14 protein-coding genes are annotated in these 11,899 nt (G+C 72.5%); 7 read left to right on the top strand and 7 right to left on the bottom strand.

All coding sequences use genetic code 11. The features are described from left to right. Window positions 1-75 precede the first annotated feature (75 nt). On the bottom strand, window positions 76-618 hold the full coding sequence (locus AC1DWH_RS17325; RefSeq protein WP_477094735.1) for a hypothetical protein: 543 nt from the start codon (window positions 616-618) through the stop codon (window positions 76-78). Window positions 619-742: 124 nt separating this feature from the next. Between AC1DWH_RS17325 and AC1DWH_RS17320 the strand changes: the two genes are divergently transcribed. After that, window positions 743-1,111 carry a YciI family protein gene (locus AC1DWH_RS17320; RefSeq protein ID WP_477094734.1) on the top strand — a complete coding sequence of 123 codons (369 nt, stop codon included), beginning with the start codon at window positions 743-745 and terminating at the stop codon, window positions 1,109-1,111. A gap of 1 nt (window position 1,112) precedes the next feature. Here the strand turns inward: AC1DWH_RS17320 and AC1DWH_RS17315 are convergent, their stop codons facing one another. The 5 genes from AC1DWH_RS17315 to AC1DWH_RS17295 all read right to left on the bottom strand — a co-directional run bounded on the left by AC1DWH_RS17315 (window position 1,113) and on the right by AC1DWH_RS17295 (window position 4,035). Continuing rightward, complete coding sequence (locus AC1DWH_RS17315; RefSeq protein WP_456844489.1) at window positions 1,113-1,286, bottom strand: hypothetical protein; 174 nt, start codon at window positions 1,284-1,286, stop codon at window positions 1,113-1,115. Window positions 1,287-1,385: 99 nt separating this feature from the next. Then, window positions 1,386-2,495 carry an epoxide hydrolase family protein gene (locus tag AC1DWH_RS17310; RefSeq protein WP_477094733.1) on the bottom strand — a complete coding sequence of 370 codons (1,110 nt, stop codon included), beginning with the start codon at window positions 2,493-2,495 and terminating at the stop codon, window positions 1,386-1,388. Between the two features lie 36 nt (window positions 2,496-2,531). Next, window positions 2,532-3,269: a VOC family protein gene (locus AC1DWH_RS17305; RefSeq protein WP_477094732.1), complete on the bottom strand. Its 738-nt coding sequence runs from the start codon at window positions 3,267-3,269 to the stop codon at window positions 2,532-2,534. An 11-nt stretch (window positions 3,270-3,280) separates the two neighbouring features. Beyond that, entirely contained in the window at window positions 3,281-3,658 is a 378-nt protein-coding gene (locus tag AC1DWH_RS17300) for a VOC family protein (RefSeq protein ID WP_477094731.1), read from the bottom strand. Between the two features lie 26 nt (window positions 3,659-3,684). After that, window positions 3,685-4,035, bottom strand: a complete 351-nt coding sequence (locus AC1DWH_RS17295; RefSeq protein ID WP_477094730.1) for a hypothetical protein — start codon at window positions 4,033-4,035, stop codon at window positions 3,685-3,687. 97 nt (window positions 4,036-4,132) lie between these two features. Here AC1DWH_RS17295 and AC1DWH_RS17290 point away from each other — a divergent pair, with 97 nt between their 5' ends. From AC1DWH_RS17290 to AC1DWH_RS17270, 5 genes are all read left to right on the top strand, one after another. Further along, window positions 4,133-4,573 carry a YciI family protein gene (locus AC1DWH_RS17290; RefSeq protein WP_456844484.1) on the top strand — a complete coding sequence of 147 codons (441 nt, stop codon included), beginning with the start codon at window positions 4,133-4,135 and terminating at the stop codon, window positions 4,571-4,573. Continuing rightward, a complete protein-coding gene (locus tag AC1DWH_RS17285; protein WP_477094757.1) occupies window positions 4,570-5,766 on the top strand; it encodes an RNA polymerase sigma factor in 1,197 nt (398 codons plus the stop codon). The genes AC1DWH_RS17290 and AC1DWH_RS17285 overlap by 4 nt, the downstream gene beginning before the upstream one ends. Window positions 5,767-5,914: 148 nt before the next feature. Beyond that, window positions 5,915-8,152, top strand: coding sequence for a hypothetical protein (locus tag AC1DWH_RS17280; RefSeq protein ID WP_477094729.1), 2,238 nt, complete (start codon window positions 5,915-5,917; stop codon window positions 8,150-8,152). An 80-nt stretch (window positions 8,153-8,232) separates the two neighbouring features. Continuing rightward, window positions 8,233-8,943, top strand: a complete 711-nt coding sequence (locus tag AC1DWH_RS17275; protein WP_477094728.1) for an alpha/beta fold hydrolase — start codon at window positions 8,233-8,235, stop codon at window positions 8,941-8,943. Between the two features lie 82 nt (window positions 8,944-9,025). Further along, window positions 9,026-9,310: a hypothetical protein gene (locus AC1DWH_RS17270; protein ID WP_477094727.1), complete on the top strand. Its 285-nt coding sequence runs from the start codon at window positions 9,026-9,028 to the stop codon at window positions 9,308-9,310. Between the two features lie 11 nt (window positions 9,311-9,321). Here AC1DWH_RS17270 and AC1DWH_RS17265 read toward each other — a convergent pair whose 3' ends face one another. Continuing rightward, window positions 9,322-9,582, bottom strand: coding sequence for a GlsB/YeaQ/YmgE family stress response membrane protein (locus AC1DWH_RS17265; protein WP_477094726.1), 261 nt, complete (start codon window positions 9,580-9,582; stop codon window positions 9,322-9,324). A 350-nt stretch (window positions 9,583-9,932) separates the two neighbouring features. On the opposite strand from AC1DWH_RS17265, the gene AC1DWH_RS17260 reads away from it, so the two are divergent. Beyond that, window positions 9,933-11,867 (top strand): glycoside hydrolase family 11 protein, encoded by a 1,935-nt coding sequence (locus AC1DWH_RS17260; RefSeq protein WP_477094725.1) that lies wholly within the window; start codon window positions 9,933-9,935, stop codon window positions 11,865-11,867. Window positions 11,868-11,899 lie beyond the last annotated feature (32 nt).

Genomic DNA, 11,899 nt, shown 5'->3' with positions numbered 1-11,899 from the left:
CCTCGTCGACGCAGAAAGGTTGCTGTCGCCCAGTCTCCCCCCGACCGGACCCCGTTTCCTCCAGTCGGCGCTTCGTCAGCTCGATCCGTCGAGGCAGGACAGCGCCAGCGCCTGGGCCTGCTGACCACGCGCGAGCCTGTCGCCGGTCCAGGAGACGTCACTCCAGTCGGTGGAGCCCTTGGAGGCGCCGAGCGCACGGCCCACGGCGATCCAGCGACCGGCCCCCGAGTCGTCGGCCGCCGTCGTCAGGAAGGTGACGGGGTTGTACTCACCGCTCTGGCCCCACGCGTCCGAGTACGACCTCGCCGCGACGACCCACCATGTCTCGCTCGGGCTGTCACCGGGTCCGACCTCCACCATCACGGCATCGGACGCGGGCAGGCTGTCGCGCACCCTGCCGTGCAGCCACCCGAGCACCTGCTCGTCGGGTGCCACGCACGTCAGCTCGCCCGCTGCGACGGGGGCAGGGGTTGCCGGTGCAGAGCTCGCGACGGGCGGGCGTGGCACGGCGGGCGCCGTCGGTGCGGGCTCGAGGCCGGCCGTGCACGCGGACAGCAACGCGACGACGAGGACGACGAGCGCGAGCGCGCTGGGAGTACCCCCGCGGCGCTGGTCCACCGTGCACCCCCTCGAACGGCCGAGTTCCACGGCAGATCCTGGCATAGCGTCGGATCCGAGGTGAGTCGTTCGTAGAAGCCGTAAGGGGCCGCCGCCCGCGGCCGCTGGACTAGGGAGTCGTGCGATGAGGCAGTACCTGATCTCGTTCAACGACGGCGCGATGGACCACATCCCCGACGAGGACTGGCCCGACGTCGGCAAGGCCTCGCACGAGGTGGTCTTCGAGGCCATGAAGGCAGGCGTGTGGGTGTTCGGCGGCGGGCTGGAGCGGCAGAGGGCGAGCGTCGTGGGGACGGACGGCCTGGTCACCGACGGCCCCTACCCGGAGACCAAGGAGGTCATCGGCGGGTTCGCGGTCGTCGAGGTGTCGACACGCGACGAGGCGCTGGAGTGGGCAGCCAAGATCGCCGTCGGGTGCCGCTGCGCGCAGGAGGTCCGGGAGCTCATGGCGGACCCCGAGACGGACGAGTGGCTGCGCCAGGCCGGGAGCTAGGTCAGCCGCGCGCCTCGGAGTAGCGCGGACCGGTGTCGCCGGCGCCCATCCAGAAGCTCGAGTTGTCGTAGACCAGCCGGACGCCGTGCGTCAGCTCGCACTCGCGAGCGAGTCGACCGACGGGGTAGCGGGTCCGGCACTCACCGCAGTGCAGCGCCGTGTCGTCCTGGGCCATGGCACACCTCCCACGAGGGTGGCGGCCAGCGGGGCGTCGGGCCGCTTGCCGTTCATGGTGAGACCTGAACGCGCCGCATCGGCAGGAAGGTGAGGCAGATCACCCCGACGCGCGCACCTCCCCGACGAACCGGCGCACTCGCTCCGCCATCGCCTCCGGCACCTCGGCGACGGCGAAGTGACCGCCCTCGGGCAGCCGCTCGAACACCCGCAGATCCCGGTAGAACCCCCGCGCCACCGACTCCGGGTTGTCGTGCTCGTGCTGCTGGACGAAGACGGCGGCCGGCACCTCGACCGGGGTGATCACGGCGTCCGCGCCGTCGAAGTACGGCCGGAACGAGGTGGCGATGCTCTGCGTGGCCCAGTACAGCGTGGCCTCCGTGAGGATGCGGTCGCGTGAGATGCGCCTCTCGACGGCGGTCGGGTCGCCGGCCGGGGTGTCGCTCCACTCGACCAGCTTCTCGGTGATCCACGCGAGCAGGCCGGCCGGGGAGTCGTTGAGGGCCGCGCCGACCGTGTCGGGCCGGGTGCCCTGGAGGTGGGCGTAGCCGGCCTGCTGGTACCAGCCGGCCGACATGCGGTCGTAGAACGCACGCTCGGTCGGGTCGGTCGACGCCTGCTGCTCCTCCTGCGAGAGGAAGTGCGCGTGCGTGACGACGATGCCGGCCACGGCCTCGGGGTGCGTCGCGGCGACGAGGTCGCTCACGTTCGCGGTGAGGTCCTCGCCGTAGGTGAGGTAGCGGGAGTAGCCGAGCACGTCGGTCATGAGCGCGTGCACCAGGTCGGCCAGCCGCTGCTCGGTGATCGGCCCGTCGAGCGGGGGCGAGAACGCGAACCCGGGCAGGCTCACCACCACCACGTCGAGGTCGGGCAGCAGGTCGGCGAAGTCGAGCTGCAGCGCGAACGTGTGCGGCCAGCCGTGCATCACCAGGAGCGCGGGCGCCTCCGGGGCCGACGACCGCAGGTGCGCGACGTGCAGCGTGGTGCCGTCGACGTCGGCGAGGAACTGCGGGTGCTCGTTCAACCAGGCCTCCCGCGCGCGCCAGTCGAACGTCTGCCACGACGAGACGAGGTCCCTCAGGTACGACGCGGTCATTCCCGACTCCGGCCGGCGGGGCGAGTCGTCGAGGAAGCGGGTGCGCGACAGGCGGTCGCGCAGGTCGTCGAGAACCGGTTGCGGCACGTCGACGCGGAACGGTCGGATGCTCATGCGCCCACGGTAGGAACGCCCTCCGACATCCCTGCGTCAGCGTGGGTGCAGGACGCAGAACTCGTTGCCCTCCGGGTCGGCGAGAACCTTCCACGGCGCGTCGCCCTGGCCGACGTCGGCGTCCGTGGCGCCGAGGGACCGCAGCCGGGCGACCTCTGCCGCCTGATCGTCACCGGGGTACGGCAGCAGGTCGAGGTGCACACGGTGGCGCACGGTCGCCACGTCGGGGGTGCGGGCGAGCTCCAGGTACGGGCCGACCCCCGCGGCCGATCGCAGCCTCGCGCGGTCGTCGGTCACGTCGTGCAGGGTCCAGCCCGTCGCCTCGCCCCAGAACGTGGCCAGGGCCCGCGGGTCCGCGCAGTGGACCACCACCGCGGCGATCGGCCCGGTGTCCTGGTCGACCGGGCGGGGTTCGAGCACGCGGAACACGTTGCCCTCCGGATCCGCGAGGACGGTCCACGGCACGTCCCCGTCGCCCTCACCGGCCGGCGTCGCCCCGAGCTCCTGCAGGCGCGCGACCAGCTCGGCGTGGTGGGCGGCGGACGTGGTGGCGAGGTCGAGGTGCGCGCGGTACCGCACCGTCTCCAGGTCCGGGACCGTGACGACGTCGACGCACACCGCCACGGGGTCCGGCCACGCGAACCCGACCGGTTCCACGTTGGTCACGCCGGGTCCCTCGCTGGACACCCCCCAGCCGAGAGCGTCCGCCCAGAACCGGCCGACCGCCGCGTCGTCCCGAGCCTTGATGTTCACCTGGACCAGCTGGAGTGCCATGCTGTCCGACCCTACGAGAGGTCCAGCGGCGGCGCCCACGGCGGACGGCGGATCAGGCAGAACGGGTGCCCGGCCGGGTCGGCGTACACGTGGTCGCCCGCCGCGAGCCGCCGCGCGCCGAGCGCGAGGACGGCGACCTCCCCGGCGTCGAGGTCCTCGACCATCACGTCGAGGTGCATCTGCTGCGGCCGGTGCGGGTCGGGCCAGTCGGGCGGCTCGTGGTCGGGCGCGCGCTGGAACGCGAGGCCGGACGTGTCCGGAGCCGGCGCGACGACGACGAAGTCCGGCGAGCGGTACGTGATCCGCTGCCCGAGCAGGGTTGCGTAGAACTGCGCGAGGAGGTCCGGGTCGGGACAGTCGACGACCAGGTGGTGCAGGCGTCCGAGCATCGCGCTCCGATCCGGGCAGTCGGCCCTCAGGCGCGCGGCCGACGCCAGTCGAGCATGACGAACAGGTCGCGCTCGCCCGGGACCCCTTCGAGGATCGCCCGGGCCAGCGCGGGCTCCCCGGCCTGCTCGCACGACCACAGCTCGAAGTCCATCGTCTGCGACCAGGTGGGCGGCAGGAACCCGAGGACCGTGCCACCGTCGAGGACCTTGACCACGTCGTGCTCGGAACGGGCCAGCACCACGGCGAACCCCCGCTCGGAGCGCCCGGCGCGGCCGGGCGTGGCGTCCTCCAGGAATCCCCGCACGCGCACGGGCACGTGGCCGCCGCTCGCGGGCACGAGGCGGCCGGGCATCCGGGTGGAGGACGACGGGTCCATGCGCGGAAACTACTCCTGTGGACCATGTAGAGGAACGGCGGTCGGCTCCGTCCGACGAGTGATGGTGCCAACCTGGGCACGACGAAGGAGGAGCAACATGGCTAGGTACGTGCTGATCGTGGACTTCCAGAGCGGCCCGGACGACGCCCCCATGTCGGAGTGGACCGACGACGAGGTCGCCGAGCACCTGAACTACTACGGCCGGCTGAACCGCGAGCTGATCGCCAACGGCGAGCTCGTCGGCGGCGAGATCCTCACCGGACCCGACCTGGCCAAGGTCGTCCGCTCCGACGGGGCCACCACGGTGGTCACCGACGGCCCGTTCCAGGAGTTCAAGGAGTGGGTCGCGGGCTACCAGATCGTCGAGACCGAGACCGAGGCGCGCGCGCTGGAGATCGCCGCGCTCGTGTCCGCGGTCCCCGGTCGCGGCGGCGTCCCGACGCAGCAGCCGATCCAGGTGCGCCGGATCATGGAGGACGGACCGTCCGACGTCGAGGAGATGAACGCGTTCCTCGAGACGGCGAGCGACGCGCGCTGAACGTCCCGGGCGGGGTCGAGGACCTGCTGCGCGAGCTCGCGCCGCAGGTCGTCGGCACGCTCGCGCGTCGGTGGGGCGACTTCGACGCCGCGGAGGACGCCGTGCAGGAGGCGCTGCTCGCGGCCGCGACGCACTGGCCGACGGACGGCATCCCGGAGCGCCCGCGGGGCTGGCTGCTGCAGACGGCGTCGCGCCGGATGGTCGACCAGTGGCGCAGCGACGTGTCGCGACGAGACCGCGAGCTGCGCGTCGCCGCCGAGCCCGACGTCGGCGAGGCGACCCACGAGGACGACACGCTCACCGTGCTGTTCCTGTGCTGCCACCCGGTGCTGACGCCGACGTCCGCGATCGCACTCACCCTGCGCGCCGTCGGCGGGCTGACCACCGCGGAGATCGCGCGCGCGTTCCTCGTCGGCGAGGCGACCATGGCGCAGCGCATCAGCCGCGCCAAGCAGCGGGTCGCGGGCGAGCGGTTCTCGATGCCGACGGCCGACGAGCACCCGGCGCGGCTGCGCAGCGTGCTCCGCGTGCTCTACCTGATGTTCAACGAGGGGTACACGGGCAGCTCGGGCGAGGACCTCACGCGCGTCGACCTGTCCGACGAGGCGATCCGGATCGCGCGGCTGGTGCACGCGACGGAGGACGAGCCCGAGGTCGCCGGGCTGCTCGCGCTGATGCTGCTCACGGACGCCCGCCGGCCGGCCCGGATCGACGCGAACGGCGACCCGGTGCCGCTGGCCGACCAGGACCGGAGCCGTTGGGACCGTCGCCGGATCGTCGAGGGGACCGCGCTGCTCGACCGGGCATTCGGCCGCGGCGCGGTCGGCGAGTACCAGCTGCAGGCGGCGATCGCCGCGATCCACGACCGCGCGACCAGCGCCGACGCCACCGACTGGTCGCAGATCCTGGCGCTGTACGAGCTGCTCGACCGGATGACGGGCAACCCCGTCGTGACCCTGAACCGGGCGGTCGCCGCGTCGATGGTCGACGGCCCCGCCGCCGGGCTCGAGATCCTCGACGGCGTCGACGACACGCTCCCGCGCGTCGACCAGCTCCGCGCCTACCTCCACGAGCTCGCGGGCGAGGACGACCTGGCGCTCGCGCACTACCGGCGGGCCGCGGGCCGGGCGACGAACGTGGCGGAGCGTCGGTACCTCGACGCCCAGGTGGCCAGGCTCGCCGGCGGACGGTAGCCCGGCGTTCCCCCGTTCGGGCTAATCGTCGGGCTGCCCTCACTCGGGTGCGAAGCGACCTGTCATCATGTCGCCGTCGCGCGTCGCGCCGCCCGCCGACCTCGAGGGCGTCGCCGCCCACATGCGGCCGAGACAAGGGGTTGTGTTCGTGCGTCGTCCGCATCCGGCTGCTCTGCTCACCGCTCTCGTGAGCGTCGTCGCGCTCCTCTCCGGCTCCGTGACGGCGGCAGCGGCGGTGGCGAGCGCCCCGATCACCGCGCTCACGCTCCAGGGACAGGGCGGCTGGCTGATCAACCACGGCAACGCGGTGTTCACGCCGCCCGGGCGTTTCGAGGTGCAGCGGGACGCCGGGACCCTGGACCACGTGCTCGTGTTCGCCGGCGTCGAGGGGGACGGCGCGGACCTGACCCTCATGGCCCCGCCGAACGCCCCGCACCTGGTGGTGGGCCAGAGCTACACCATCGGCGCCTACCCGAACAACGACCTGGCGCGCCTGACGTTGTCCTACAAGCACAGCGGCTGTGGCACCCCGACGGGGACGTTCGACGTGGTGGGCCTCACCCGGGACGGCGCCGGCCTGCTCACGAGCCTCGCGGTCGACTACAGCCTGACCAAGTGCGACAGCACCCTGTCCAACGTCCGCGGATCGCTGCGCTGGAACTCCGACGTCGCATTCCGGCACACCACCACCACGGGGTTCACCGCGCCGGGCACGGTCGCCGGGTACACGGCACAGGGCTCGATCACGGTGACGAACACGGGCTCCGTGCCGCAGACGTACGGCGCGACGGAGCGGCCCGGCGGGCAGCAGCCGAACGAGGCACCCGTGACGATCGGGCAGGACGGCTGCACCGGCACGACGCTCGCGCCGGGTGCCAGCTGCCAGGTCGCCGTCAGCATCCCGTCCGACGGCACGCACCACTTCCAGGGATACCTGCGCACGCCCGACCAGTCGGCCTGGGGCGCGTCGTACACGTGGGTGACGATGTTCGCGGTCGCGGCTCCCGCGGTCCCCGTCGTGACCGCGACTCCACGGCGCGGCGACGTCCAGCTCTCCACGACGACCTGGAGCTCGGCCTACCGCGTGCTGCGCTCGACCGCGGGAGGGGCCGAGACCGAGGTCGCGCACGACGTGCCGATGCCGTGGACGGACACGAACGTGGTGGAGGGCACCAGCTACACGTACCGCGTCCGAGCGGTGACCTCGGGGGTGGCGAGCGAGCCGTCCTTGCCCGTGACCAGCGGTCCTCTGCACGTGCCCGTCGGCGCCGAGGGCGAGTTCGTGCCCATCGACCCCGTGCGCGTCCTCGACACACGCCTGGGCGTCGGGGGCCACGCCGGCCCCATCGGCCCGGGGCAGACCATCACGTTCGACCCGGCGGCCCACGGCGACATCCCCTCCTCGGGCGTGAGCGCCGTGCTGCTCAACGTCACCGGGACCGAACCGACCGCAGCCACGCACCTGCGGGTGTGGCCGGCCGGCGACCCCGTCCCGGACACGTCGTCCGTCAACCTGGCGCGTGGCCAGAGCCGACCCAACCAGGTCGTCGTCCCCGTGGGGCAGGACGGCCGGATCGCGATCTACAACGCCGTCGGCTCCACGCACGCGATCGTCGACGTCCAGGGCTTCTACTCCGACGCCGGCGGCGAGCAGGGTGGCGGGTACCACCCGGCCGGCCCGTGGCGGGTCTTCGACACCCGGACGGACGCCGACGCCCCGGCGCTCGCCCCGTACGAGGAGCTCTGGATTCCGCTGAACGTGTCCGGCTCGAACAGGGGCGAGGTGACGGCGGTCGACGTGAACCTGACGATCACCGAACCGACCCGGGCCGGTCACCTGATCGCGTGGGCGGGGGACACGGACGCGCCCGTCGTCTCGAACGCCAACTTCGTGCCGGGCCAGACGGTCGCCAACCACGCCGTCGTCCCGGTCAGCTACGACGAGTTCGGCTCCCCGGGGATCGCGTTCCGCAACGGCAGCAACGGCACGGTCCACCTCATCGTCGACCTGCAGGGCTGGTACGACGACGGCGTGCGCACCGACGGTCTGCGGTTCGCGCCGACGACCACCTCACGCGTCGCCGACACCCGCACCGGCCCGGGTCGGCTGGCCGACAGCCAGACGCTCGTCGTCCCGGCCTCGGACCTGCCGCCCGCGGTCGCGCACGTGGTGAACCTGACCGCGACCGGGTCCGTCGGCCCCGGCCACCTGATCGCGTGGAGCGGCGACGGCGCCCTGCCCTCGACCTCCGCGGTCAACTTCGTCGCGGGCGAGGACTCGCCGAACCTGGCGACGCTGCGGACCGCGGCGAACGGTCAGATCGCGGTGACCGCGCGCTCGACGAGCGTGTTCGTGATCGTCGACGACCTCGGGGTCTTCTACTGAGCGACGGCGCCCGGCGTGACGCCGGGTCGCGGCCGACCGGTAGGCCGTCGCGTGTCGGAGGCCGCGCCTACGGTCGGGGCATGCAGACAGTCCTCGTCCCCGGCCTGGCGTGCTCGGCGCGACTGTTCGACTCCCTGGTGCCCGCGCTCTGGGCGCACGGCGCCGTGACGGTCGCGGACACCCGGCGCGACGACTCGACAGGCGGCATGGCCCAGAGGCTGCTCGATGCGGCCCCGGACCGCTTCGCCCTGGTCGGCGTGAGCATGGGCGGCTACGTCGCGCTCGAGGTGGTCCGGCGAGCCCCGGAGCGGGTCGTCGCGCTCGGACTCGTCAGCACCTCCGCCCGACCGGACAGCGTCGAGGAGACGGCCGGACGCCGCAAGCAGGCCGCTGCCACCCGGGACGGTCGCTACCGTGCCGTGGTCGACGCGGCGTTCCCGGTGCTGGTGGACCCGGCCCACCGGGACGACAGCGAGCTCCTCGCCGTCTGGCGGCGCCTGGCGGACGAGGTCGGGCCCGAGGCGTTCGTCCGCCAGCTCCAGGCCTGCGTCGACCGGGTCGACTCGCGACCCCTGCTGCCGACGGTCACCTGCCCGGCCACGGTCGTCCATGGGCTGGGCGACCAGCTGATCCCCGTCGAGATGGCGCGCGAGACGGCGTCGGCAATCCCGGGCGCCAGGCTGGTGCTCGTCGAGGGGGCCGGCCACATGGTGCTCCAGGAGAAGCCCGACGACGTCGCGGCCGCTCTGGGCGCGCTACTCACCCGGGGTTGTCTCGTAGCCCTTCGATGACGTGGGGCCGTTTCCACCCTCGGGGACCGCGCTCGACGCTAGCGTCGAGCCCACGGAGCGGATCCCAGGCGGAGGTCAGGACATGCAGGCCGACAGCGACATCGCGAGCGTCACGCCGACGGACCGTTGGGGACGCTGGGCGCACCGCTGGCTCTCGGTCGGCGGGCTGCTCTGCGCGATCGGCGTCGGCAACCTGATCGCAGCGCTCAACTGGAACGCGATCCTGAAGGGCATGGCCGGCTCCGAGGGGTCGTCCTTCGTCCAAGCGTCAGCCGCGAGCGACCGCTATGCCATCTGGGGCTTCGCCCTGCTGATCATCGGCCAGCAGATGGTGACGCGACGCGCCCTCGTGCAGCCCGGCCGCTGAGTACCCGCGGGTCAGGCCTTCGGGCGGGCCAGGGTCCCGCGCCAGATCGCCGTGATGACGATCGCGCCGACGATCGAGCCGATGATGCCGCTGGGCCGCAGCTCCAGACCGTCGCCGGCGAGGAGGCTGGCCAGCAGGCCGCCGACGAACGAGCCGACGAGGCCCGCGATGATCGCCATGGTCCAGTCGATGCCCTTGCGTCCCTTGCCGAGGATGAGCTGGGCGAGGGCGCCGATGAGCATCCCGAAGAGGATCAGGCCGAGGATGAGCATGGGCCGAGACTAGGGCATATCGCTGCCCCCGGGTCGCGGGACCGCGCGGCTCGACGGGTCAGGGTCGCGGACGCCGGAGGGTCGGCGCGCCGGCGCGACCGAATCGATCCGAGGCGCGGTGTGAAACTTTCGAAGTCGCGCGGGCCCGCCGCAGCCTTCTGAACCTAAACGGTTCGCCGTCCACCTCCGTGTTCCCCGAACCCCGCCCACCGGGGCACACTGCCCGAAAACGTTGTCGATATCGATGTCGGCCGCGTTGATGCGGCCCTGGAGGTCGCCCACCAGCGGCGCACCGGCTCGGCGTGCGCCGCCGGCGTTCCGATCCGCATGACGGCACAAAGGAGTGCACGATGTCCGATAGTTTCGCCACGACCCGGGGCGCACCGGTGCGCCGCCGGTCCCTCCGCGCGCTGGTCGGCTTCCTCGCCGCAGGCGCGCTCGTCGCGGGAGCCCTCGCCGCCGCGACCACAGCCACCGCCGCGACGACGTCGAACTCGACCGGCACCAACAACGGGTTCTACTACTCGTTCTGGACCGACAGCCCGGGCACGGTGTCCATGGACATGGGCGCGGCCGGGCAGTACAGCACGCAGTGGTCCAACACCGGCAACTTCGTCGCCGGCAAGGGCTGGAGCACCGGCGGGCGCAAGACGGTCAGCTACTCCGGCACGTTCAACCCGTCGGGCAACGCCTACCTGGCGCTGTACGGCTGGACCACCAACCCGCTGGTCGAGTACTACGTCGTCGACAGCTGGGGCACCTACCGGCCCACCGGGACGGCGATGGGCACGGTCACCAGCGACGGCGGCACGTACGACCTCTACCGCACCCAGCGCGTCAACCAGCCGTCGATCCAGGGCACCGCGACGTTCTACCAGTACTGGGCCGTGCGCCAGGCGAAGCGGACGGGCGGCACGATCACGACCGGCAACTTCTTCGACGCCTGGGCGTCCAAGGGCATGAACCTCGGCACGCACAGCTACATGATCCTGGCGACCGAGGGGTACCAGTCGAGCGGCAGCTCGAACATCACGGTGAGCGAGGGCAGCGGTGGCGGCACGACCACCCCGCCCCCGGGCGGAGGCAGCAACGGCTGCACCGTGACGGCGACCCGCGGCGACGAGTGGTCCGACCGGTTCAACGTCACCTACGCCGTCAGCGGCAGCAGCGCCTGGGCCGTCAACCTTGCCCTCAACGGCAACCAGAGCGTGCAGAGCAGCTGGAACGCCGACGTCACCGGCAGCGGCTCCACCCGGACCGTCACCCCGAACGGCTCCGGCAACACGTTCGGGGTCACGTTCTACAAGAACGGCAGCACCGCGACGCCGTCGGCGACCTGCACGGCGAGTGGCGGCGGCACGACGACGCCTCCCCCGACGAGCGGGGGCTGGACGGGCAGCTGCTCGGCCGGGTACGTCGGGCTCACGTTCGACGACGGCCCGACAGCGGGCAACACCACCACCCTCCTCAACGTCCTGACCAGCAACGGCGCCACCGCGACGGCGTTCCCCGAGGGTCAGTACGTGCAGGCGCACCCGGAGCTCCTGCAGGCCTACAAGAGCGCGGGGCTGGCCATCGGCAACCACAGCTGGGACCACCCCCACCTGGTCAACCTGAGCCAGGCGGACGTCCAGTCGCAGCTCTCGCGGACGCAGCAGATCATCCAGCAGACCGTCGGCACGGCACCGCGCCTGTTCCGGCCGCCCTACGGCGAGACCAACGCGACCCTCAAGAGCGTCGAGAGCTCGCTCGGCCTGCGGGAGATCATCTGGGACGTCGACTCGCAGGACTGGAACAACGCCAGCGCCGCGTCGATCCGGCAGGCGGCGAGCACGCTGCAGAACGGCCAGGTCATCCTCATGCACGACTGGCCGGCCAACACGGTCGCGGCGCTGCCGGGCATCCTGCAGGACCTCCGGTCGCGCAACCTGTGCCCGGGCGTGGTGTCGCCCGACACCGGCCGCGCGGTCGCGCCGTCCGGGAGCGGCGGCGGCACGACGACGCCTCCGCCGACGGGCGGCACGGGCTCCTGCACCGTCGCGGTCACCCGCGGCGACGAGTGGTCCGACCGGTTCAACGTGACCTACTCGGTCAGCCGCAGCAGCGCCTGGACGGTCACGCTCACCCTGAACGGCGGCCAGAGCGTCCAGAACAGCTGGAACGCCACGGTCACCGGCAGCGGGTCCACCCGCACCGTGAAGCCGAACGGCTCCGGCAACACCTTCGGCGTCACGTTCTACAAGAACGGGAGCACGACGACGCCGTCGGCCACCTGCACGGTCTGACCTGCGCGGGCGAGGGGTGCCGACGACCGTCG

The organism is Cellulomonas sp. P2_F12 (assembly GCF_056403775.1).
The sequence above is the reverse complement of the archived record's forward strand: the minus strand, read 5'-3'. Positions and strand labels throughout refer to the sequence as shown.

Bases quoted from the DNA above. Each gene is read 5' to 3' on its own strand.
- AC1DWH_RS17320 (WP_477094734.1), top strand. From the start codon at position 743: ATGAGGCAGTACCTGATCTCGTTCAACGACGGCGCGATGGACCACATC.
- AC1DWH_RS17315 (WP_456844489.1), bottom strand. From the start codon at position 1,286: ATGGCCCAGGACGACACGGCGCTGCACTGCGGTGAGTGCCGGACCCGC.
- AC1DWH_RS17310 (WP_477094733.1), bottom strand. From the start codon at position 2,495: ATGAGCATCCGACCGTTCCGCGTCGACGTGCCGCAACCGGTTCTCGAC.
- AC1DWH_RS17305 (WP_477094732.1), bottom strand. From the start codon at position 3,269: ATGGCACTCCAGCTGGTCCAGGTGAACATCAAGGCTCGGGACGACGCG.
- AC1DWH_RS17300 (WP_477094731.1), bottom strand. From the start codon at position 3,658: ATGCTCGGACGCCTGCACCACCTGGTCGTCGACTGTCCCGACCCGGAC.
- AC1DWH_RS17295 (WP_477094730.1), bottom strand. From the start codon at position 4,035: ATGGACCCGTCGTCCTCCACCCGGATGCCCGGCCGCCTCGTGCCCGCG.
- AC1DWH_RS17290 (WP_456844484.1), top strand. From the start codon at position 4,133: ATGGCTAGGTACGTGCTGATCGTGGACTTCCAGAGCGGCCCGGACGAC.
- AC1DWH_RS17275 (WP_477094728.1), top strand. From the start codon at position 8,233: ATGCAGACAGTCCTCGTCCCCGGCCTGGCGTGCTCGGCGCGACTGTTC.
- AC1DWH_RS17270 (WP_477094727.1), top strand. From the start codon at position 9,026: ATGCAGGCCGACAGCGACATCGCGAGCGTCACGCCGACGGACCGTTGG.
- AC1DWH_RS17265 (WP_477094726.1), bottom strand. From the start codon at position 9,582: ATGCTCATCCTCGGCCTGATCCTCTTCGGGATGCTCATCGGCGCCCTC.
- AC1DWH_RS17260 (WP_477094725.1), top strand. From the start codon at position 9,933: ATGTCCGATAGTTTCGCCACGACCCGGGGCGCACCGGTGCGCCGCCGG.